This window comes from Azospirillum mesophilum, from assembly GCF_053470405.2.
The window spans coordinates 127,060-150,092 of sequence record NZ_JBPXMQ020000004.1; the positions used below are offsets into that span (position 1 = coordinate 127,060).

Genomic DNA, 23,033 nt, shown 5'->3' on the forward strand with positions numbered 1-23,033 from the left:
GCGTCCATGGCTCGGGTCATGACGGCGCGGACCGTGGACCGATGTCCGTATGGAGCCGGCCCATGGCGCTGCCGCTTGCCGAACACGGATCATATCCCGAGAAACCAAGGCCCGAACAACCCGGCCCCGACAAGCCCGGCCCCGACAAGCCCGACGGCGTGGCCCTGGCCGACCACCCGCTGGCCGCCCTCCTGGCGGACCTCGGCGCCGCCCCCGACGGGCTGAGCGCCGCGGAGGCCGAGGCCCGGCTGGCGCGCTTCGGCGCCAACGACCTGTCGGCGGCGCGGCGGCGGCCGCTGTGGCTCCAGTTCCTCGACCGGCTGCGCAACCCGCTGCTGATCATCCTGCTCCTCGCCAGCGGCTTCTCGGCGGCGGCCGGCGACCTGTACAGCTTCGCCATCGTCGTCGTCATCGTTCTGCTCAGCATCGTCCTGGACTTCGTGCAGGAGGTGCGCGCCGAGAACGCGGTGGAGGCGCTGCGCCGCTCGGTCGCCCTGCGGGCCAAGGTCCTGCGCGGCGGACAGGAGAGCGAACTCCCCGTCGAAGGGCTGGTGCCGGGGGACGTGCTGCGGCTGAACGCCGGGGATCTGGTGCCCGCCGACGCTCGCCTGATCGAGGCCCGCGACCTGTTCGTGAACCAGGCCCTGCTGACGGGGGAGCCCTACCCGGTCGAAAAGCACGCGGCCGACCTGCCGCAGGCCGCCGCCGATCCCGGTGCTGCGACCAACACCCTGTTCATGGGAACGTCGGTCATCAGCGGCACGGGGCGGGCCGTGGTCGTCGGGACCGGGCGCGCCACGCTGCTCGGCGGCATGGCGCACAGCCTCACGGCCCAGCCGCCGCCGACCGACTTCGAAATCGGCGTGCGCCATTTCGGGCTGCTGATCCTGCGCGTCACGGTGTTCCTGGTCCTGTTCGTCCTGTTGGCGAACGTGCTGTTCCACCGGCCCTGGCTGGACTCCCTGATGTTCGCCGTGGCGCTGGCGGTCGGGCTGACGCCGGAGCTGCTGCCCATGGTGGTGACGGTGACGCTTGCCCGCGGCGCCCTGCGTCTGGCCGGGCGCAAGGTGATCGTCAAGCGGCTGACGGCGCTGCACAACCTCGGCGCCATGGACGTGCTGTGCACCGACAAGACCGGCACCCTGACCGAGGCGCGCATCCGGCTGGTCCGGCACGTTGACGGGCAGGGGCAGGACAGCGACGCGGTGTTCCGGCAGGCCTGGCTGAACAGCCGTTTCGAAAGCGGCATCCGCAGCCCGCTCGACGACGCCATCCTGGAGCACGACACGCCCGACGCCGGGGACTGGCGCAAGCTGGACGAGGTGCCGTTCGACTTCGAGCGGCGCCGCGTCTCCGTCCTGCTGGAAAAGGACGGCGCCCACCTCCTGATCGTGAAGGGCGCGCCGGAGGAGATCCTGCGCCTGTCCACCCATCACGAGCCGAGCCCCGGCCAGATCGTCCCCTTCGACGCCGGGGCGCGGGCGCGGGTGACCGCCCTGTTCGAACGGCTCGGCGAGGACGGCTTCCGGGTGCTCGGCATCGCCTCGCGGGTCGTCGGGCCGGAGCGGGTGGAGGCCCACGTCACCGACGAAACCGAACTCGTCTTCGCCGGCTTCGCCGCCTTCCTCGACCCGCCCAAGGCGGACGCGGCCAGCGCCGTGCACGCCCTGTCGCAGTCCGGCGTGGCGGTCAAGATCCTCACCGGCGACAACGACCGCGTGACCCGGCATGTCTGCCGCGAACTCGGCATCACGGTGACCGGCCTCCTGACCGGGGAAGAGCTGCGCGCCATGAGCGAGGAGGCGTTGCGCGCGCGGCTGGCGACGGTCAACGTCTTCTGCCGGCTGTCGCCGCCGCAGAAGCAGCGCGTGCTGATGGCCCTGAAGCAGCGCGGGCACGCCGTCGGCTTCCTCGGCGACGGCATCAACGACGCGGCGGCCCTGCACGTCGCCGATGTCGGCATCTCCGTGGACAGCGGGGCCGACGTCGCCAAGGACGCGGCCAGCCTGATCCTGCTGGAACACGACCTGTCGGTCATTCACGACGGCGTGCTGGAGGGGCGCCGCACCGTCGAGAACGTCACCAAATACATCCTGATGGGAAGCAGCTCGAACTTCGGGAACATGCTGAGCATGGCGGGGGCGGCGCTGGTCCTGCCCTTCCTGCCGATGCTGCCCATCCAGGTTCTGTTGAATAACCTGCTCTACGACGCGTCCGAGATCGGGATCCCCTTCGACCGCGTCGATCCGGAGGCCATCGCCAGGCCGGTCCGCTGGGACCTGGATCTGGTGCGCCGCTTCATGCTGGTGATGGGGCCGGTCAGTTCCCTGTTCGACTTCCTCACCTTCTACGCCCTGCTGACGCTCTTCGGAGCGGGGGAGGCGCTGTTCCAGACCGGCTGGTTCGTGGAATCGCTGGCGACGCAGGCCCTGATCATCGTCGTCATCCGGACGCGGCGCTCGCCCTTCGCCAGCCTGCCGCATCCCCTTCTGGCGACGCTGTCGGTCGGGGTCGTCCTGCTGGCCGCCGTCCTGCCGCTGAGCCCCGCCGGCCCGCTGTTCGGCTTCGCGCCCCTGCCGCCGTCCTATTACCTGTTCCTGGCGGTGACCGTGGCCGCCTATCTGGTCCTGGCCGAGGGCATCAAGCGCCTGTTCTTCCGGGTGTTCGTGAAACGGGACCGGAGGCGCCGGAAAGGCCCCCATCGGCCGCCCGCGGCGCGTCCCGCCCGTCAGACCAACGACGACTTCCGGACCCGCAGTCCGTGATGTCCGCCATGGATCAGCTGCGCGCGCAAGACTCCCCCGCCCTGTCCCATCGCGAAGCCTTCGTCCTGCCGCCCTCCCTCGTGGCCTACATCCGGCGATACAGCGGGAAGCATCAGATCGGGCTGTCCGTGCTGTCCGCCATGGTCTTCCTGCTGAGCGTGGTTCCGCTCGAACTTCAGCGGCGCATCGTCAACGACGCCATTTCGTCCAGGGCCATCAGCTCCATTCTGTGGCTGGCGGCGGCCTACGTCGGCGTGGCGCTGCTGGAAGGCGCCATCAAGCTCGCCCTCAACATCTACCGGGGCTGGGTCAGCGAAGCGGCGGTGCGCCACCTGCGGACGGAGATCCACGGCTTGCACCGCTGTGTCCCGGAACAGGCCGGCCAGTCGGAGCGGGAAGGCCTCGAAATCGCGCTGATCCTGTCGGAAGCCGAACCGGTCGGGAACTTCGTCGGCATCAGCCTGTCGGAACCGCTTCTGCAAGGCGGGATCCTGCTCAGCGTCTTCGTCTACATGTCCCAGCTGCAGCCGGAGGTCGCGCTGCCGAGCCTGTCGGTTTTCCTGCCGCAGCTGGTCTTCGTGCCCCTGATGCAACGCGCGATCAACCGCCGGGCGGAAACGCGCATCCGGATCCTGCGCAGCGTCAGCGGCGGCATGATCGACCACGGCGAGGCGAGCGACAAGGCGCAGGCCGACCGCATCCAGCGGGTCTTCGCGCTCAACATGGGTATCTACAAGCTGAAGTTCGGCATGAACTTCCTGATGAATCTCATGCACCACCTGGGCATCGCCATCGTTCTCGGCATCGGCGGGTGGTACGCGGCGAAGGGCCGGATCGACGTGGGGGCCGTGGTCGCCTGCATCTCCGGCCTGACCAAAATCATCGATCCCTGGGGCGACCTGATCAACTGGTACCGCGAGGCGACCATCAACCGCATGAAATACCGCCTGATCGCGACGGCCGCGCAGCAGCTCAGCCGTGGAGGCGCAACCGGGGCCGCGGGGTGAAAGCGGCCGTCCAGGCGGTGACCATAACGGTCGAAGGCCCGCAGCGTGGGCGGATAACGGTTGGCGAGGTCGCCCAGCTCCATCACCCGCTCGCTTCCCGCCTCGGCGCCGAGGGCCGCGAGCGCCTCCTCGCCCCAGCCGCCGCCCTCCCGCCGCACCGCGTCCCGGAGCGCCACGTCCGTTCGCCACAGGTCGCACGGCGCAAAGTCCGGCGGCTGGTTGGTCACCGTGTGGGTGGCGAAAGCGGCGGCCGGCGCGCGATGGGCCATGTCGTGCCCCCTGATGATAGCCTTTCAGGGAATTGAGCGGCGGCTGACGGCGGTTCAAGATCGGCCTTCACTGCCCATTCGGGGAGAGGAACCATGCGGCTCGACGGCTCCTGCCACTGCGGTGCGGTGCGCTTCTCGGTCACGGCTTACGCGCCCGTTCCGTACCTGCGCTGCTATTGCTCGATCTGCCGCAAGACGGCGGGTGGCGGCGGATACGCGATCAACCTCGGGGCCAGGGCCGACACGCTGGAGATCACCGGGGCCGAGAACATCAGCGTCTTCCACGCGACCATCGACGGCGCGGCCAGCCCGGCCGAGCGCCGCTTCTGCAAGCGGTGCGGCTCGGCGCTCTGGCTGTGGGATCCGCGCTGGCCCGACCTGCTCCACCCCTTCGCGAGCGCCATCGACACGCCCTTGCCGGACCCGCCGGAGCAGGTGCACATGATGCTGGGGTCGAAGGCCAACTGGGTCCGCGTCGACGCCCGGCCGGGCGAGGCGCGGCACGACGGCTATCCGCCGGATTCGCTGGATGAATGGCACCGCGCCCACGGGCTCCTCGACGACGGATAAGCGTCACCGCGACGAGGTTCGCCGGGCGAGAGCCTGGAAATAGGCGCACAGCAGCAGCGGCCATTGCGAGGTGATCAGCCGGCCGATTTCCGACTCCATCAGGTTCGTGCCGACAAAGGCCAGCAGGGCAAGGAACGGCCAGTCGGTCGCCAGCGTCCGGCTGCGCAGAAAGCGCGGCAGGCTGATCGCCAGGAGATGGGTGAGCACCGCCAGACTGAGCCCAAGCCCCACCAGCCCGAGGCCCAGCGTGATCTCCACGAAACCGTTGTGCGCGTGGAACGGGTTGAAGCCGAAGAAGGCGGTGAACAGCGACTTGGTGCCGACCGGCTCCGTCCAGAAGGCCCCCAGCCCCCAGCCGAGCAGCGGGCGTTCCACGATGTGCCAGGCGGCGAAATCCCAGATGGGCTCCCGCCCGCTGAAGCTCTCGTCTCGCCCGAGAACCTCGAACAACCAGCCGGCCCCGGCGTCGGCCGAGGTCGCGATGACCACCGCCCCGGCCACCGCCGCCAGGACGCCGCCGAGGACGAGAGCGCGGCCCAGCGCGCGGCTCCAGATGAAGCACAGCTTCAGGACGGCAATCCCGAAGACCCCGGCCACCACCACCGTCGCCGTCGCCGACGAGGCCTTCGCCGTCAGCAGAAGCCCCGCCATCAGGCCCACGGCGAAAACGGCCCGCAGCCAGCCCTTCGCGGCGAAGACGCACACCAGCAGGGCGGGCAGGAACATCGCCAGCATGCGGCCCAGGCCGTTCTTATCGTAGAAGATCCCGCGCCACGCGCCGGCATGCTCGAAATTGCTCATCGTCCCCCGGCCCGGAAACAGGGCGACCACAAGGACGCTGACGCCGATCAACAGGCACGCGACCAGCCCGAGGGTCCGCACCGTCCGGGCCGGCGGGACGAGGCTGCTCAGGCACAGCAAGGTGCCGGTGACGACGAGTTGCATCGTGCTCCACAGCGCCGTTTCCCGGGGGTTCGCCGACCAGAGCGTGGAGAGCAGCCCCAGCCCGACCAGCAGCAGGGCCAGCGACGCCGAACGGGCCTGCCGCGCCAGCCGGTCCGGGGCGCAGCGCAGCGCCCGCACGGCGGCGTAGGCAAACAGCAGGGCGTTGAGGGTGCAGAAGATGACGACGCCCTTGATCCCGCTGTCCACCGCGCCGAGCGCCGGGGGCCGAATCGCGAGGCACAGGACCGCGAACAGCGCGACGGCGTCCCCGACGGACGCGCTCCACAGGCCGCGAATCCGGCCGGACACGAGGGCGGACAGGCGCGATCCCAGACTGTCCTCGGCGGTCCGGCCATATTCCCGCAGGCGCGCGGTCATCCCCGCCACCCTCGGCGGCGTTCGGACCGCAGCGCGTCGAGAAGGCTGGCAAGCGCAAGGGCAACGGCGAGAGAGCCCAGGACCGCGACCGACAGCAGCCCGAACCAGCGCGGCGACGAAGGCTCCGCCGGCGGGGCCGCGCGGGAGACGACCAGGAAATCCGGCTTTTGCAGATCGAGCTGGACCTGCAACGCCTGCTGCCAGCTCGCCAGACTCTGTGCGGCGCCCGGCTGGAGATCGGCCCGCTGCGGATCCGTCTGGGGAGAATCGGATTTGCCGGAGGCCGCGGCCGGGTCGGAGGAACCGAAGGAGGCGCGGAAGGCGCTCGTCGCCGCCAGGGCGGCCTCCACGCCGCCCCGCTTGCGCCGCACCTGATCGTCGAGGGCGATCTCCATCCAGCGGTTGGCGACGCGCGCGGCAAGCGCCGGGTCGGCCGCTGTGACCACGAGGCGGATGGTGCCCGTCATGCGGTCGCCGATGGCCTGGAGCCGACCCTCCATGGACCGCAGGAGGGCGACGTCCTGCGGCGACGGTTCGGCCGAATTGTCGATCCCGGAAGCGGCCGGACCTGAAGCAATCGGGGGCACGGCCGGCGGGCTGCCCGCGGCCGGACGGTCGGGCCGGCGGAGCGCGCCCGGCTCCAGGGACAGGTCGCGGGCGAGTTGCAATTGCGTCGTCCAGGACTGCAACCGCCGGGTTTCCGCGACGATGGTGTACCACAAGGCGATGACGTCGGCGCGCATCTCCTCCGGCGCGGCAGCAGGCCCGATCTTGGGTCCGATGCGGGTGTCGATGGCCATCACCGCCTCCGCCCGGTACTGCGGGACGGCCGATTTCAGATAGACGAGTGCGGCGGCGGTTCCCGCCAGGACGATGAACGCGATCAGAAATTTCCACCGGGCGAGCCGTCCGCCCCACGACCGCAGGGCCGCCGGGCCGCCGGAGAAAGGACGCCGAACCGTGAACATCCGGCGGGTTGCGGTTTTTTGAAGAAAGTCCATGACCTGTCTGATCCCGCGTCTGGTCGATCGGTTCGGAGTCTTCAGGACGAAGGGGCTACCCGCGCGGCGCCCCATAGCTGTACAGCCGGCAGCCAACCCCGCGCGTCCAGCTCTTGACCCGCTGGTACGAGGCGCAGGTCAGCCGGAACGCCGCATAGCGGCGCGACGGAACGACCCAGAATTTCTTGAGGCTCTGGCCGAACTGCCGGCGCAGCAGGGCCTCCCGCAGTTCCATGAAGGACAGATGGCTGTCCAGATGCTCCTGCCGCCGGCACAGCGCCTTCACCAGCGCGTGGTCGCCCTGCCGTTGCGCCTCCTCCATCAGGCGGCGGTTGACGACGGCGAAGTCCCGGAAATTCGCGCGGTCGTGCGTCTTCGACAGGGAGCCCTTGCGGCGCACATAGTGATAGTGCGGCTCGTCGATCAGGAACAGCCGCGCACCCTGCATGATGCAGCGCATGTAGAGGTCGAAGTCCTCGCCGACGCGGATGTCCGCCGCGTAGCGCAGCCCCGTGCGGAGCAGGAAATCCCGCCGGATCAGCGGCTTCGCGTAGCCGAGCCCCATCGTCCCCGTGCAGGGCCAGTCCTGGGCGCAGACATCCTTCGCCGGCACCGGGCCGAACGGACTCGACGGCCAGGGCGGGTAAGCGGTCTTCGTGCCGCCCGTGGCTTCGTCATGGACCAGCAGGTTGTCGATCAGCAGGTCGGCCCCGGTCCTGTCCGCCCAGGTGACCAGGGTGCCCAGCCGGTCGGCGTCGTACCAGTCGTCGGAATCGAGAAGCGCGATCCAGCGTCCCCGCGCGGCGGCGATGGCGCGGGTGCGCGCGGCGGAGGGGCCGCGATTGACGTCGTTGCGCAGCAGCGTGATGCGGCGGTCCCGTTCGGCGAAGCGCCCGACGACATCCGCCGTCGCATCCGTCGACGCGTCGTCCACGACGATGATTTCAAAGGACGTGAAACTCTGGGCCAGCACCGAGTCGAGCGCGCGGGCGACGCTGCGCTCGCAATTGTACGCTCCCATGACCACCGAAACGTCCGGGTGTGCCTCTTTTTCTGTACCGCAATGGGAGGGCATCGTTCCTCTCCTCGGATGGGCATCGGCAGCGGAATCGGCAATCCCGGAAGGAAAATGACGAAACGGAACAATGCACCGCAAAAACACAGGATGCCCGATCAACGAACCGCGGGGTTACGAATGGATTGCGGCTTGGCACCCTGATTGATTCGACGAAATCACATCAATGAACGGAACCGACGGCAACTTTGCCGAAGGGCCGGACAACATACGATCATGCTTATATCACAAACGACACGCCTCGCGCCGAGGCTCCGGAGGGGTGGCCTTGCCCCTTTCGATCGACGGTATTCAATTGGGTTGCAGGCGGCGATTGAGCCGGAAAAGGACATCACGCCCCTGGACCAGAACATCGCGGAGGCCGGCCCGGCCGCTCGGCTGGATCGCCAGCACCGCGACGAACACCGCGTAGGCCGCCGCGAACAGCAGCGCCAGGGCCATGACGCCCGGCGGCAGAAGCCGCTGCATCTGCCACTCGGCCAGCGCGGTTGCCACCGCCGCCACCGCGAAGGGCCGGAGAGCCGTGAGGAGTTGCGCGAAACCGACCGGTCCGCGCCGGGTCGCCGCCCACCACACCAGCGGCCCCTGGATGGTGCCGACCGCGATGTAGCTGATGGCGACGCCCAACGGCCCCCAGGGCAGGCCGACGATGAAGGACAGGACGAACAGCGCCGCGCTCACCATGCCCCAGTCGCGCATCTCGCGCGTCCGGTCCTGCGTCACCAGCAGCCACCCCGTGCTGGCGCTGACCGGCGCGAACAGCGCGCCGAAGGCGAGGACGGCGAAGATCGGCGCGACCTCCGCCCAGCGCTCCCCCAGCACCGCGTTGATGAGTTGCTGGCTCGTGCACATGGCGAACAGGACGCCCGGGTAGGTCAGCAGAAGGATGGACTCCAGGATGCGCGTGTAGGACCGCCGGTAGGTGTCCGGCTCCCGCCGCGTCCGCGCGAGCAACGGCAGGGCGACCTTGGAGAAGGGCACGGTGATCTGGTTGGAGGGCAGCAGCAGCAGCTTGTAGGCCCGGTCGTACAGGCCGAGCGGCGCTTCCCCCGCGAAGCGCCCGATCAGCACATTGTCCAGGTTGCGGGCGAAGTAGCTGACGAAGTTGAAGGCCGTGACGTTGCCCCCGAAGCCCAGCAGCCCGCGCGCCTCGGCGTCCCAGGCCGGCCGGCCGGGGACCCATGGCATGCACAGCCAGGCAAGGACCAGGGTCATGGCCGTGGAACCGGCCTGGTTGACAATCAGGGACCAGTACCCGAAGCCGAGCATCGCCGACCACACGCCGGCCACGGCCCCGAAGACGAGGCTGGCGAGATCGATCACGGCGAGCTGCGTGAACTTCATCCGCCGGTTCAGCAGCGCCAGATGCTGCGAGCAGAGCCCCCGCAGGAAGAACATGCCCGCCATGGCGAGCAGGATCGCGACGACCCTCGGCTCGTCATAGAACCAGCCGACCAGCGGCGCGCCCAGCGCCATCACGACGGCAAGGCCCACACTGAGCGCGCAGTTCAGCCAGAAGATGAAGCTGAGCTGGGCCAACGTGATCCTGTCCCGCTGCACCGTCGCCATCGTCAGCCCGAAATCGGCGAAGAGGGTGATGAAGGCCACGGCGGGGGTGGCCATCGCGACCAGCCCGAAGTCCGATGGCATCAGCAACCGGGACATCACGACCTGATAGACGAAGGCCAGCACAAAGCGCAGCCCCTGGGACACCAGATTGACGGCGACGCCGCTGATCGACGCGCGCTTGATCTGCCCCCGGTCCATGCCACCGCAAGCCGCCGTGATGTCGTGCGGGTCGGACTGCCTGGTCATGCTCATCGACGCGCGGCCCTTCGCCTGCTCATGTCCCGTCTGCAACGTGGAAGCTGAAGGCCGGAAAGCCTTGCTCCATCGGCGGTACAATGTCGGACGGGTCCGACCGTTCCCGACGGTATGCGCTTGCCACGCCGCCTACTCGAAAAGCCGGCGCGACGGGGGTACCGCCTTCGCCGGGGCGCGGCTACCGAACCATCCAGGCCGCGCTGCCGCCACGCCCATGCGACCGATGCCGGCGAGCGGACCCATGCGCAATGTTTCTTAAAATCCTGAAATATATTTCAATCATTATAACGTAGCCGGCGCTTGCGCGCCCATTTAGGCGTGCTGTAGGCTGCCAAATACATCCTTCGCGAGACATACGTGACGGATTATCACCCATAACATGCGTATGCATTATGCGACTTACACGTTTAGGTTCTCTTTCGGGCAATGCCCGCAATGTGGGGGCCGAACATCGGCACGTCGATCTCGAACGCCTCGCATGTGACGCTGGCGAATCCCGCCGCGGAAAGGGCGGGCATTGGATCACGGTCCAGGTGGCAGCCCCCGGCGAACCAGCCCCAGAGCGGTTGGACGGCCCGTTGCGCCTGCCGCAGCAGGCTTCCCGGCGCGCCGATCACATGCTCCATGAACAGAAGGCTCCCTCCGGGTTTCAGGACGCGCAGCACGTCGGCCAGCGTCGCCGCCGGATCGGGCACCGTGCACAGCGCAAAGGTCTCCACCACGACATCCACGCTGCCCTCCGGCAGTTGGCGCAAGCTTTCCGGATCGGCAAGCAGGTCGGCCTGGATCCCATGATGCCGGGCGGCCCGCAGGATCGGCTCGTGGCACAGACGGTCGGGTTCGATGCCCCGCCATCGGACGCCGGACGGGTAATAGCGGAAATTCACCCCCCGGCCGGGTCCGATCTCCAGAACCTCACCCGCGGCATTCGCCAACAGTGCGCCCTTCCGCGCGGCAACGGCGCGTTCACAGGCATCATCGATCCAATAAAGAATTTGCCGGCGCATTCCCACCATCCTCTCTGAACACGTCGGCGCAACGATATCCGAACATAGCTTCATGCACAATGGAGTTGATTTATGAATATAATAGAAAATCAGCCCGTATCTTATGACAATCATGGCAGTATTCCGTTTTCCATTCCTTTTGAGAAAATACCACCTGAAGAAATCAGCATTTATCTTCAGCTGGACACCAGGGTCGGGCGCGAGACGTGCCGGCAGGCCTGTCGACATTGCTTCTTCCTCAACCATGCCGAGACGCGCAACCGGTCGGTGGCGCTGGACGAGGGGCTGGCGATCAAGCAGGGACTGGAAGCCGCCGGCTATCGCATCTTCCCCATGATTTCCGACAGCTTTGCCAACCGGGGGGAATTCCTGCGCCTGTTCCGGAACACCCACCACCGCGATTTCCGTGAGGGGCTGAGCGGCACGCCGACCGGAACCATGGAGCGCGGGCACATGTGGACCAGCGGCGCGCCGCTGCTGGACGACGACTGGCGCGACCTGCTGGAACTGGGCGTGGAGAACGGGTTCGGCAGCGTGACGCTGACCTTTCACGGCCTGCTCGACGCCGACGGCTGTCTCCTGCCGCACGGCGCCTATCCGATCGGCGGCGTGTTTCCGGGCGAGCGTTGCGAGGAGGTGATCCAGCGCCTGCACGCGTTCAACCGCGACCTCGCGGCCAACGCGATCCCCCGGCTCGCCGCGTTGCCGGAGGAGGCGCGTCGGCCGCTGGAAATCAACGTCTCCGTCACGGTCGGCCGGCACAATCACGGGCGCGGGGCGCTCCTCCGCTATGCCCAATATTTCAACCGGCTCGGCGTGACGACGGTCCGGTTCAACCGCTTCCACGACCATGGCGGGCGGCACCCTCACCTCGTCCTGTCGGAGGAGGAGGTCGTGCAAGCCTACCGGGATTTCCGTTGGCTCCACGACCATGAGCCGCTGTCCTTCCAACTCGCCATCGACGAGGATTTCGGCTCGCTCGGCATCGAGGTCATGGAATTCCCGCCCCACGTCGGCTGGTGCCGCGCCGGGCGCCAGCTGTTCGCCGTCGTCCCGGACCCGCCCGAACTGGCCGCGGAGGATGCGGAGCGGCGGGTGGAGTGGATCGGCTCCATCGGGGCCTGCGTCGATGCCTTTCACCCCCTGGTTGGGCGCTTGGTGCGAGACACCGACAAGATTCGCGGCGCCGTGTCCTACCGCCTCGATTTCCGCCATGACGTCATCGCCGACCTGAACCGCAAGCGCATGGACGGCACCTATCGCAACGGCTGCTACGCCCTTGAGATGGAGACTGAAATGGAAGCTGAGATGGAGGCCGGGAAGGCCGCCGTAGGCGCCGTTCCGTCGGTCGCGGACTGACCATGCCCATGGAGCCGCGAGGGTGGCGCAACGAGAAGTGGACCAGCCACCCGACGGGTGTGCTGGCCGCCGATGTCGCGGAAATCGACTTTCCCGCTCCGCGGCCGGTCCGCGATGCGTTGAGCCGCCTGCTGTCCACCGGAGACCTCGGCTATCCCGGCCCGATCCTGGAGGAGGCGAAGCGCGCGCTCCGCGACCACTGGCGCACCGCGCACGGCCTGGACCGTGCGGCGGAGGACATCCTGTTCGCGGCGGACACCATGCAGGCCATCGGTCTGGCGCTGGCGGCGCTGACGCGGCCCGGTGACGGGGTGGTGCTCCAGCCGCCGGTCTTTCCGCCCTTCTTCTCCGTGGTGGAGCGGCTTGGACGCCGTGTCGTGGCCAACCCGCTCCTGCTCACCGGCGGGGGCTGGCGCGTCGATGCCGATGGGCTGCGCGGGGCGGTGGGGACTGGCGCGCGCGCCCTGCTGCTGTGCAACCCGCACAACCCGACGGGCCGGGTCTTCACCCGCGAGGAGCTGGAGGCGGTGGCGCGGTTGGCCGTCGAACACGACCTCGTGATCCTGTCCGACGAGATCCACGCCGACCTCGTCCACGCTCCCCACACCCACATCCCGATGGCGAGCCTGGGAAGCGATGTGGCCGCGCGGACGGTCACGCTGGCGGCGGCCGGGAAGACCTATGGCTTTCCGGGCCTGTCCGCCACGGCCATGATGTTCGGCAGCGCCGCGTTGCGCGACCGGTTCGAGGCGTCCTGTTCAGAACTCTGCGGCGCGCCCAATCGCTTCTCGCTGGAGGCGGCGACGGCCGCTTGGCGGCACGGCGGCCCCTGGCTGGCGCGGCTTCGGCTGGTCCTGCGGCGCAACCGCGCCCTCGTCGGCGCCTTCGTCGCCGCGCACGCGCCCCGGCTGTCCTGGCACGAACCGGAGGCCGGGTATCTCGCCTGGCTGGACTGCCGTGGAACGGGGCTGGAGAGACCGCACCGCGTCGTCCTGGAGCGGGCCGGCGTGGCGCTTGGGGACGGCGAGCGCTTCGGGCCGGGCGGAGCCGGCTTTCTGCGGCTGAATTTCGGCACGACGCGCCCCCTGCTGCGGGCCGTGCTGGACCGCATGGCGACCGTGCTGGAGGCGGCCCCATGACCCATCCGCCGACTTTTCTCGTCCTGCTGTACCACAACCTGTTCGACGGCCCGGCGTCCGGCGGCTGGACCGAGGCGGCGGACGACTACATGACGGGGTTCGAGGCCTTCCGGCGCGACATCACACTGCTGGAGCGCGACCGCCGGGTTCGCTTCACCACCCCCTGGGCGTTCCGGGAACGGGGGGCCGGCGAAACCGACCGGCTGGATGTCTACATCACCTTCGACGACGGCTACGCCAGCACGCGCAAGGCCCTGGCGTGGCTGCACGATCGCGCCATTCCCGCCGCGGTCTTCGTCAATTCGGGACTGGCGGGAATCGGGGAGCTTGCCTGGCCGGAAAAGCTGCTGTGCTTCTTCCACGAGACCGCCGGCCCCTTCTCGCCCGGCGCGCGGGACTCCTTCGTCGAGCTGCGCGACCACCTGAAGACCGTGCCCACCGCGGAGCGCGAAGCCTTTCTCGACGATCTCTACGCGCGGCACGACTTCTCGCTCGGCCGCCTTCGGGACGTTTCCCTGTACCGGTCGCTGCGCCTGCTCGACTGGGACGATCTGGCGTGGTGCACCGCCGCCGGCTTCGAGGTCGGCGGCCACACCTCCACGCACCCGATGCTGACGCGCTCCACCCCCGACCGGGTGCGCCGTGAAATCCACGCGGACAGCCGGGAGATTGAACGACGCCTCGGCGTTCGGCCCCGGCTGTTCGCGGTGCCCAACGGCGACGTCCACGACCACGACGACCTTGTCCTGGCGGAGTGCCGCGCCGCCGGCTACGACGCCGTCTTCTCCGCCGCCGACGGGCTGAACCGGGAACCGGGCGCCTATGTGCTGGACCGGGTCGACGTCGGCAACGCGCGGGCCGATCTGGCCGCGCTCATCGACCGGATCGCCGCGGACGTGACCGGGGCAGGATCACTTTGACATCTCAAGGCAGGGACACCATGGACGTCACCTTACAAAGCCCGACCCGCCAAAGCCCGACCGCCTGCCCGAGCTATGGGGTCATCCTGATCACCCGCGACCGGCCCGATTACCTGCGCGCTTTCGCGCCGCGGCTCCGCAAGGCCATTGAGGCGGGCACGCCCGGCGCCTGCCGGGGCGTGGCGGTGGTGGACGACTCCCTTGAAGCGTCGTCCCGCGCCGCCAACGCCGCCCTCTGCGTCCCCCCGCTCATGCAACTGACGGCGGTCGAGCAGGAGCGCCTGCTGGACGGCTTCGCGGCGGAGCAGCGCCCCCGCTTCGGCCGCCGCCTCGGCGATCCGTCCTGGAGCGTGGGGACCAGCCGGAATGTCGGCACCCTGGCCTTCCTGGCCGATCCGGCCGGGCGACCGGATGTCCTGGTCTATCTCGACGACGATCTGGACCCGCAGCCCGGCAAGGACAGGTGGCTCGTGGACATGGTGGAGGCCGCCGCCGGGCGGCGGGCGGTGGCCGGCTACCCGCTGGGCGGAATGCCCGATGAATCGCGCCTGCTGCGCATCCGGCGTCGGGCGCTCGCCAACAGCGGACGGCCAATCCCGGACAGCGACCGTCCTGCATCCCTGCCCATTTCCGGTGGGTGCGTGGCGATTCCGGCATCCTGCATGGCCGCCCTTCCCTACAGCCTGCTCTACAACGAAGACTATTTCCTGTTCATGGAGCTGGAGGCGATGGGTGTTCCCATGGTGACCATGCCGGACGACAACGCGCCCTGGCACCGCCATACCAAGGACACGCTGACGCTTGGCAAGCTCCAACTGGAAGCGCTCGGCGACATCATCCACCACGCCATGCTGCACGGCCCCGCCGGCGGGCAGACCCTGGACTGGCTGGCGGCCAACGGCTGGGCCTGGACCGAGGCGAAGAACGCCTACCTGCGGGATCTGGACGCGCTGCGGGCGTTGTGCGCCGCCTCCCCTTCCGCGGAGGACCACGCCGAACTGCCTCTGCTGTCCGCGCTCGGCGCGTGGCTGGAGGCGCACGTCTTCGATATGGGGCCGGTGGCGGCCCACGCCCTGACGCGCAAGACCTGGGCGGAACGCTTCGCCGTGTCCTGAGTCCCCTCCCCTCCCCTGCCGTACCGCGGGCCGCAAGCGGCGCCCCCAACCGACCGGGGTTGTGTCTATTCGCCGCCGAAACGCCGATCCGGGGGCCGCTTGACGGAAGTTGCGACTACCCGTATTCATCAAGTCGGGGCAGCAATTTCAACGAGGGGTTCTCATGAAAGGCGGCGATCTTCGGGCCTTTCGGGAAGCGCGGGGACTGAACCAGGGCGACCTGGCGCAGTGGCTGAACGAAAAAATGGGCCGGCGCTACGACAAGCAGCGCATTTCCAAGTGGGAAAACGACTCCGAACGCATCCCGCAAGCCGTCGTAGCCCTTCTGCGGCAGGACGCGCTGGGGCCGGAACCGCAGGTCGGGCCGGCCTACGTCGCCTCCGTGACCAACCAGAAGGGCGGCGTCGGCAAGACCGTCACCGCCGTCAACACGGCGACCGTGCTGGCGCGGCGCGGCTTCAAGACTCTCCTGATCGACGCCGATCCGCAGGCCAACGCCACCATGCACCTGGGCATCGACGCCTACGCGCTGGAGGAGCAGGGGAAGACCCTGCATTACGCCTTCGCCGGGTCGGTCCCCCTGTCCGACATCATCGTGACCATGCCGGACAGCGGGCTTCACGTCGCCCCCTCCTGCATCCGGCTGGCCGAGACCGAAGTGCAGCTGATGCTGGATCCGGCGGGCGCCCACGCGCTGGCCGAGATCCTGGCGTCGGTGCGGAACGACTACGACTTCATCCTGCTGGACACGCCGCCGAACATCGGGCAGCTGACCATCAACGCCCTGACCGCGTCGCACGGCGCCCTGGTGCCCTGCCAGACGGAGCGATTCTCCGTGGTCGGCATGCGCTTCCTTTTTTCCAACATCGACAAGATCCGGCGCCGCACCAACCCCGGCCTGACCGTGGTCGGCATCGTGCCGTCCATGTACCAGGCCCGCCAGATCAACGACCGCACCACGCTGCAGCAAATCCAGGAAGAGTACAGCGGCCTCATCACCGTGTTCCCGCCGATCCCGAAGGTGGCCGTCTACGCGCAGGCGACGACCATCGGGAAGTCGCTGATGGACGCGGCGCCGGACTCGCCGGGCGCCTCGGTCTACGACGCCATCGCCGCCGCCCTGATCCACGAACGCACCAACCGCCTGGAGAAGGCCCATGTCGCGTAACCTTCTCGCCAAGGGGAAGTCGGCCCCCGCCCCGGATTCCTCCCGTCAGGCCAACGGGCATGCCCTGTTCGTGCTGGCGAAGGGCGGCCCGCAGATCGTCGAGGCCGACATCGACAAGATCGTCGCCAACCCGGAGCAGCCCCGCCGGACCTTCGACGAGGAGGAGATCGCCAACCTCGCCGCCTCCATCGAGACCCACGGCCTCCAGCAGCCGATCGGGCTCCAGCCCCTGCCCGCCGGCGGCTGGCAGCTGGCCTTCGGCGAGCGGCGGCTGCGCGCGGTGCAGCGGCTGGGCCGCAAGTCCATCGCCGGCCTGATCGTGAGCGGCGACCTCGCCGAAATCGGCCTGATCGAGAACGTCCAGCGCGTCGACCTCAACCCCTTCGAAGAGGCCTTCGCCTTCGACCGTCTGCGCCAGCGCCACGGCTATTCCCACGACGCGCTCGCCAAGGTCGTCGGGCGCTCCAAGAGCATGGTGACCAAGACGCTCATGCTGCTCCGCCTCCCGGAGGGAGCCCACGAGCGGTATGTGCAGGCGGAGGACAAGCCGACCTTCCGCGCCATGTACGCGGTGGCCGCCCTGGAGGACGAGCAGGACCGGCTCAACGCCTGGGACGCGCTCTTCACCCTCCCCTCTTCCGGTGAGGCGGACGTGCCGGAGGACGGCGAGGCCGACGGACGCGCCGCCGCCCGCCAGAGCCCCGAACCGTCGGAAGCGCTGAGCGCCCTGTCCATGCGCGTCGCCCGCAACCTGCTGCGGGCGCGCGACGCCCTGAACGCCCTGCGCGAGCGCCCACCGTCCCTGATGGACAGCGACCGCGAGATGCTGCGCGACATCCGGGACGCCGTCGACGCCCTGCTCCGCAGCAAAGCGTCCTGATCCCGCGAGGCGCCGGATCGGTTCACGGTGAACCGATCCGAGTCCGCGCCGGTTCACGGTGAACCGATAAACTGAACCGCCAACCTGAACCATACCGCTGGGAATGGGGCCGCCGGGCAGGAATAAGCAGGCACAGGCCCTCAGCCGAGCGCGTCCAGACGCTCCGCCAGCAGCGCGAGGTGGCCGACGACACACTCCTGAAGGCGCAGGGCCTCGTTCAGGACGCCCTCGTCGGTGGCGTGTTCGGCCACATCGCTGAAGGCTTCGACCAGACGTTCCGAGGCGGCGATGGCCGCGCGCAGGTCCGCAAGCTCCGGGGCAGGGGAGGGGGCCGGCACCGGCTCAGGGGCCATCCGCCGCTCGTCCTCCGCGATGCGGTCGAGCAGGGCGGCGCTGTCGGCATCGCCCGCCGCCTGCAACCGCAGGGCTAGGTCCGCGTGCTCCGCCGCCGCGACGGACAGCAGGGCAGCGGCCAAACGGTTCAGCTCCTCCAGGCTGTCGGCGCGGGCCGGCTTGTGATCCCCGGTTTCCCGTTCGCGGCGATAGGCCTTGCGCCGTTCCCGCCGCAGCAGGGCGGCGTGGCGCAACTCCTCCCGCGCCAGGGCTTCCGCGTTCCGGCGAACGGTGTCGTCCTCCGCGCTCGCGGAGACGTAGCTGTAATAGGCGAAGGCCCGCTGTTCGTTGAGCACGGCCAGCGACAACGCCTGATAGGGCGTCAGCCGCGTCCGTTCGGTCAGCTCGTCCCAAGAGGTGGCGATCTCCGGCGGCAGACGCCAGACGAAGGCCGGCGCGTCGGGGGAGGGCAGGCCGAGACCGTGCGCCCACCCATCCACAGCCACCACATGGTCCTGCTCCTCCGCGACCAGGGCGCGGAAGGTGGCGGCGGTGTCCGGCTCCCCACGGCCGTCCATCAGCCGGGCAAGCTGGACGTAGCGGCGCACCGCTTCCTGCTCCAGCGCCAGGGCAATGCCCAGCAGATCGCCCAGAGACTCAACGCGGCCCTGAGGTTCGTGGCGCAGCAACGGCATGGCCCACCATTCAAATAAAATGCAAGATATCATCCCCCGCGACGGATCGCCACCGGACGATGTGACAATCATAGACCACAGGCGATTTCCATCCGCTTGATCGAGGTCAAGAACCGCCCCTTCGATCTGGGCTCTGATCGCCACGTCAACGCGCCCCGGACGCATCCGATCCACGGAACGCCCGGGACTTGACCAAAATCAAGAGTGCAGGGCGATGGGAATGACCGGAATCACTTGGCGGGGAATGCGCGCGGCCTTGACTGGGGCGATGGCCGGCTTGCTTCTCCTGCTGGCCGGAATGGCCGGAGCGCAGGCCGCCGAAGCGAAGCTGTCGCAGTATCTGGGCAAGGTGCAGCCGGCCGATCTCGTCGCCGGGGCCGATCGATTCGGCGCCGTGCAGCCGAACGCCCCCGTGGTGCCGGTTTACAAGGGCGACGCGCTGGTTGGGCACGCCTACCTGAACTCCGACTTCGTCAACACGACCGGCTATTCGGGCCGTCCCATCGACGTGCTGGTCGGGCTGAAGCCGGACGGCACGGTGGCGGGCGCCAAGCTGATGGACCACCACGAGCCCATCGTCCTGATCGGCATTCCGCCCGCGAAGATCAACGCCTTCATCAACGGCTACGTCGGCAAGAACGTGCTGACGCTCGCCTCGCAAAGCGCCGCCACCCCGCCGGTGGACATCGTGTCGGGCGCCACGGTGACGGTGATGGTCATCGGCGATTCCATCATCCGGTCCGGCAAGAAGGTGATGCAGGCGCTGGGCGCCGGCGGGGCCGAGGCCGCGCCGACCGTGACCAAGAGCCTCGACCTGTCCAAGACGGGTGTGGAGGACTGGGCGACGCTGGTCGGCGACGGTTCCGTCCGCCGCCTGACCCTGACGGTGGGCGAGGTGAACGCCGCCTTCGAACGCACCGGCAAGGCGGAGGCCATCGCCCGCGCCGAACCCGGCAACCCCGACGACACCTTCATCGACCTCTACGCGGCGCTCGCCACCATCCCCGCCGTCGGCCGCTCCCTGCTGGGCGATGCGGAGTACGAGACGCTGACCCAGCGGCTGAAGCCCGGCCAGCAGGCCATCGTCGTGGCGGGGCAGGGGCGCTATTCCTTCAAGGGCTCGGGCTACGTGCGCGGCGGCATCTTCGACCGCTTCGAGCTGGTGCAGCACGAGGGCTCCGTCCGCTTCCGCGACAAGACGCACAAGCGGCTGGGCTCCCTGGCCGCCGCGGGCGCCCCGGACTTCCCGGAAATCGGCCTGTTCGTCATCCCCGAAGGCACGGAATTCGCCCCGGCCGAACCCTGGCGCCTGCAACTGCTGGTGCAGCGCGCGACCGCCGCGCTGGACAAGGCCTTCGTAACCTTCGACCTGGGCTACCAGCCGCCTGAGAAGTTCCTGAAGATCGAGCGCGCCGCAGCGCCCGCCGCCAACGCCGCCCCGGCCGTCCAGGCGAAGGCCGATCCGGTGGAGCCGGAGGCGACCGGCGAGACTCCGCTGTGGCAGCGCATCTGGCAAAACCGGCTGCTGGACATCGCCATCCTGGGCATCGCCATCACGTTGCTGACCGGCATCTTCTTCTTCCAGGACCAGCTGGTGCAGCGGCCCAAGTTCTACGATCGGCTGCGCACCGGGTTCCTGGTCTTCACGCTGGTCTGGCTCGGCTGGTACGCCACGGCGCAGCTGTCGGTCGTCAACGTGCTGACCTTCGCCAACGCGCTGCGCACCGACTTCCGCTGGGACTACTTCCTGATGGACCCGCTGGTGTTCATCCTGTGGTTCTCGGTCGCCGCGTCGCTGCTGTTCTGGGGCCGTGGCGCCTTCTGCGGCTGGCTGTGCCCGTTCGGCGCCTTGCAGGAGCTGGCGTCGAAGGCGGCCAAGAAGCTGGGCGTGCGGCAGATCACGGTGCCCTTCGGGCTGCACCAGCGCCTGTGGCCGATCAAGTACATGATCTTCCTGCTGCTGTTCGGCCTGTCGCTCTACTCGCTGGCGACGGCGGAGAAGGCGGCGGAGGTCGAGCCCTTCAAGACCGCGATCATCCTGCACTTCATCCGCGACTGGTGGTTCGTCCTGTTCGCCGTGGCGCTGATCGCCGCCGGCCTGTTCATCGAGCGCTTCTTCTGCCGCTATCTGTGCCCGCTGGGGGCCGCACTCGCCATCCCTGGCCGGATGCGGATGTTCGACTGGCTGAAGCGCTACAAGGAATGCGGCAACCCCTGCCGGCGCTGCTCCAACGAATGCCCGGTGCAGGCGATCCACCCCGACGGGTCGATCAATCCCAACGAATGCATCCAGTGCCTCCACTGCCAGGTGCTCTACCACCACGACCGCAAATGCCCGGTCATGATCCAGAAGCGCCTGAAGCGGGAGCGCCGCGACGCCACCCAGACCACCGGCCCGGCGAGCGAGGCCAAGCCACGCGCCGCCGTGCTGACCACCGATCCTGCGACCGGACGCCTGTCCGCCCGGCCGGAAGGAGCCTGACCCACGCTTGGGTCAAACAGAGCCCCCGAAAAGGGGCCATCGAAGGAGCGAACAATGTCGAACGACAAGGCAGAGCGGACGGGCGTCAACCGCCGCGATCTTCTGGGCGGAACGGCCAAGGCGGCGGCGCTGGCGGGTCTCGCCGGCGCGGTGGCCGGCGGTACGGCGGGCAGCACCCTGTTCGGCGCGGCGCCGGCCCAGGCCGCGGGCGCTGCGGGCAACCAGAAGTACGAAGTGAAGCCCGGCGACCTTGACGAATACTACGTCTTCCACTCCGGCGGCCAATCGGGCGAGCTGCGCATCCTCGGCCTGCCCAGCATGCGCGAGCTGCACCGCATCCCGGTGTTCAACCGCTGCTCCGCCTCCGGCTGGGGTCTGACCAACGAAAGCCGCAAGATCCTGAACGAGGGTCTGTCGGCCGAGACGAAGAAGTTCCTGGAAAGCCGCGGCGGCGCCTGGCTGAACGGCGACCTGCACCACCCGCACATGTCCTTCTCGGATGGCACCTACGACGGTCGCTACATCTTCGTGAACGACAAGGCGAACACCCGCGTTGCCCGCATCCGCTGCGACATCATGAAGGTGGACAAGGTCATCGAGGTCCCGAACGTCTCGGCGATCCACGGCCTGCGCCTTCAGAAGTATCCGCGCACCGGCTACGTCTTCGCGAACGCCGAGCAGATCGTGCCGATGCCGAACGACGGCAAGAACACGGATCCGAAGAACTACCGCACGCACTTCTCCGCCATCGACGGCGACACCATGAAGGTGGCCTGGCAGGTGTGGGTGGACGGCAACCTCGACAACACCGAGGCCGACTACCAGGGCAAGTACGCCTTCTCGACCTGCTACAACTCGGAGATGGGCGTCACCACCGCCGAGATGACGGCGAACGAGCAGGACTGGATCGTCATCTTCAACCTGAAACGCATTGAAGAGGCCGTGAAGGCCGGCAAGGTTCAGGTGATGAACGGCGTGCCGGTGGTCGATGGCCGCCATGGCTCGGCCTTCACCCGCTACGTGCCGATCCCCAACAGCCCGCACGGCATCAACGCCGCCCCGGACGGCATCCACGTCACCGTCAACGGCAAGCTGTCGCCGACCGTGTCGGTCATGGACGTGCGCAAGCTGGACGACCTGTTCGACGACAAGATCAAGCCGCGGGACGTCATCGTGGCTGAGCCGCAGCTGGGCCTCGGGCCTCTGCACACGGCCTACGACGGCCGCGGCAACGCCTACACCACGCTGTTCCTCGACAGCCAGATCGTTAAGTGGAACATCGATAAGGCCAAGCGCGCCTACGCGGGCGAGAAGGTCGATCCGATCATCCAGAAGCTGGACGTGCACTACCAGCCGGGCCACACGCACTCCTCCATGGGCCAGACCAAGGAGGCCGACGGCAAGTGGCTGATGGTGCTGAACAAGTTCTCGAAGGACCGCTTCCTGAACGTCGGCCCGTCCAAGCCGGAGAACGACCAGCTGATCGACATCTCGGGCGACGAGATGAAGCTGGTGCACGACGGCCCGACCTACGCCGAGCCGCACGACACCCTGATCGTCCACCGCTCCAAGGTGAACCCGAAGAGCGTCTTCACCCGCGACGACCCGATGTGGGAAGACGCCCGCCAGCAGGCCAAGAAGGACGGCGTGAGCCTGGAGGAAGACGCCAAGGTCATCCGCGACGGCAACAAGGTCCGCGTCTACATGTGGCAGCGCGCTCCGGCCTACGGGCTTGAGCAGTTCACCGTGAAGCAGGGCGACGAGGTCACCGTCTACGTCACCAACATGGACGACGTGGATGACCTGACCCACGGCTTCACCCTGTCCAACCACGGCATCGCCATGGAGATCGGCCCGCAGCAGACCAGCTCGGTCACCTTCACCGCCGACCGTCCGGGCGTGCACTGGTACTATTGCCAGTGGTTCTGCCACGCCCTGCACATGGAGATGGGCGGCCGCATGATCGTCGAGCCGCGCGCAGCGTAAGGGCGCCGTTGCCCCCTCCCCAACCCCTCCCCCGCTTCGCGGTGGAGGGGCTTAATTCCCTCTCCCGCGAAGCGGGGGAGGGTTAGGGAGGGGGCAACACCCCGCACAACAACAA

General features: G+C 68.5%; 17 protein-coding genes and 1 pseudogene. 11 read left to right on the forward strand and 7 right to left on the reverse strand.

Annotated features, from left to right (window positions below):
* The first annotated feature begins 62 nt into the window (after positions 1 to 62).
* Both mgtA and ACSVC7_RS06565 read left to right on the forward strand, forming a co-directional pair.
* Positions 63 to 2,765 (forward strand): magnesium-translocating P-type ATPase, encoded by a 2,703-nt coding sequence (mgtA, locus tag ACSVC7_RS06560; protein ID WP_448203849.1) that lies wholly within the window; start codon positions 63 to 65, stop codon positions 2,763 to 2,765.
* 8 nt (positions 2,766 to 2,773) lie between these two features.
* Entirely contained in the window at positions 2,774 to 3,772 is a 999-nt protein-coding gene (locus ACSVC7_RS06565; RefSeq protein ID WP_448203850.1) for an ABC transporter ATP-binding protein, read from the forward strand.
* Between the two features lie 50 nt (positions 3,773 to 3,822).
* Here ACSVC7_RS06565 and ACSVC7_RS06570 read toward each other — a convergent pair.
* Positions 3,823 to 4,041: pseudogene (locus tag ACSVC7_RS06570) on the reverse strand (DNA alkylation response protein); the annotation flags it as partial.
* Between the two features lie 93 nt (positions 4,042 to 4,134).
* On the opposite strand from ACSVC7_RS06570, the gene ACSVC7_RS06575 reads away from it, so the two are divergent.
* Positions 4,135 to 4,611 carry a GFA family protein gene (locus ACSVC7_RS06575; protein ID WP_448203851.1) on the forward strand — a complete coding sequence of 159 codons (477 nt, stop codon included), beginning with the start codon at positions 4,135 to 4,137 and terminating at the stop codon, positions 4,609 to 4,611.
* A 3-nt stretch (positions 4,612 to 4,614) separates the two neighbouring features.
* Here ACSVC7_RS06575 and ACSVC7_RS06580 read toward each other — a convergent pair whose 3' ends face one another.
* The 5 genes from ACSVC7_RS06580 to ACSVC7_RS06600 form a co-directional block, all read right to left on the reverse strand.
* Positions 4,615 to 5,934, reverse strand: a complete 1,320-nt coding sequence (locus ACSVC7_RS06580; protein ID WP_448203852.1) for an O-antigen ligase family protein — start codon at positions 5,932 to 5,934, stop codon at positions 4,615 to 4,617.
* Positions 5,931 to 6,935 carry a GumC domain-containing protein gene (locus ACSVC7_RS06585; protein WP_448203853.1) on the reverse strand — a complete coding sequence of 335 codons (1,005 nt, stop codon included), beginning with the start codon at positions 6,933 to 6,935 and terminating at the stop codon, positions 5,931 to 5,933. Before ACSVC7_RS06585 ends, ACSVC7_RS06580 begins: the two co-directional genes overlap by 4 nt.
* Positions 6,936 to 6,990: 55 nt before the next feature.
* Complete coding sequence (locus ACSVC7_RS06590; RefSeq protein WP_448203854.1) at positions 6,991 to 8,010, reverse strand: glycosyltransferase family 2 protein; 1,020 nt, start codon at positions 8,008 to 8,010, stop codon at positions 6,991 to 6,993.
* A gap of 291 nt (positions 8,011 to 8,301) precedes the next feature.
* Positions 8,302 to 9,831, reverse strand: coding sequence for a lipopolysaccharide biosynthesis protein (locus ACSVC7_RS06595; protein ID WP_448203855.1), 1,530 nt, complete (start codon positions 9,829 to 9,831; stop codon positions 8,302 to 8,304).
* Between the two features lie 410 nt (positions 9,832 to 10,241).
* Positions 10,242 to 11,069, reverse strand: coding sequence for a class I SAM-dependent methyltransferase (locus ACSVC7_RS06600; protein ID WP_448203856.1), 828 nt, complete (start codon positions 11,067 to 11,069; stop codon positions 10,242 to 10,244).
* A 39-nt stretch (positions 11,070 to 11,108) separates the two neighbouring features.
* Between ACSVC7_RS06600 and ACSVC7_RS06605 the strand changes: the two genes are divergently transcribed.
* From ACSVC7_RS06605 to ACSVC7_RS06630, 6 genes are all read left to right on the forward strand, one after another.
* Positions 11,109 to 12,200, forward strand: coding sequence for a hypothetical protein (locus ACSVC7_RS06605; RefSeq protein ID WP_448203857.1), 1,092 nt, complete (start codon positions 11,109 to 11,111; stop codon positions 12,198 to 12,200).
* 2 nt (positions 12,201 to 12,202) lie between these two features.
* Positions 12,203 to 13,339 carry a MalY/PatB family protein gene (locus ACSVC7_RS06610; protein WP_448203858.1) on the forward strand — a complete coding sequence of 379 codons (1,137 nt, stop codon included), beginning with the start codon at positions 12,203 to 12,205 and terminating at the stop codon, positions 13,337 to 13,339.
* Entirely contained in the window at positions 13,336 to 14,259 is a 924-nt protein-coding gene (locus tag ACSVC7_RS06615) for a polysaccharide deacetylase family protein (RefSeq protein WP_448203859.1), read from the forward strand. The genes ACSVC7_RS06610 and ACSVC7_RS06615 overlap by 4 nt, the downstream gene beginning before the upstream one ends.
* Positions 14,260 to 14,279: 20 nt before the next feature.
* Entirely contained in the window at positions 14,280 to 15,374 is a 1,095-nt protein-coding gene (locus ACSVC7_RS06620; RefSeq protein WP_448203860.1) for a hypothetical protein, read from the forward strand.
* 163 nt (positions 15,375 to 15,537) lie between these two features.
* On the forward strand, positions 15,538 to 16,542 hold the full coding sequence (locus tag ACSVC7_RS06625; protein ID WP_448203861.1) for an AAA family ATPase: 1,005 nt from the start codon (positions 15,538 to 15,540) through the stop codon (positions 16,540 to 16,542).
* On the forward strand, positions 16,532 to 17,422 hold the full coding sequence (locus ACSVC7_RS06630; RefSeq protein WP_448203862.1) for a ParB/RepB/Spo0J family partition protein: 891 nt from the start codon (positions 16,532 to 16,534) through the stop codon (positions 17,420 to 17,422). Before ACSVC7_RS06625 ends, ACSVC7_RS06630 begins: the two co-directional genes overlap by 11 nt.
* A gap of 140 nt (positions 17,423 to 17,562) precedes the next feature.
* On the opposite strand, the gene ACSVC7_RS06635 is transcribed toward ACSVC7_RS06630, so the two are convergent.
* Positions 17,563 to 18,450, reverse strand: a complete 888-nt coding sequence (locus ACSVC7_RS06635; RefSeq protein WP_448203863.1) for a ferritin family protein — start codon at positions 18,448 to 18,450, stop codon at positions 17,563 to 17,565.
* Positions 18,451 to 18,670: 220 nt separating this feature from the next.
* Between ACSVC7_RS06635 and ACSVC7_RS06640 the strand changes: the two genes are divergently transcribed.
* Positions 18,671 to 20,932 carry a 4Fe-4S binding protein gene (locus ACSVC7_RS06640; protein WP_448203864.1) on the forward strand — a complete coding sequence of 754 codons (2,262 nt, stop codon included), beginning with the start codon at positions 18,671 to 18,673 and terminating at the stop codon, positions 20,930 to 20,932.
* Between the two features lie 54 nt (positions 20,933 to 20,986).
* Positions 20,987 to 22,918, forward strand: a complete 1,932-nt coding sequence (gene nosZ, locus ACSVC7_RS06645; protein ID WP_448203865.1) for a TAT-dependent nitrous-oxide reductase — start codon at positions 20,987 to 20,989, stop codon at positions 22,916 to 22,918.
* Positions 22,919 to 23,033: the final 115 nt, after the last annotated feature.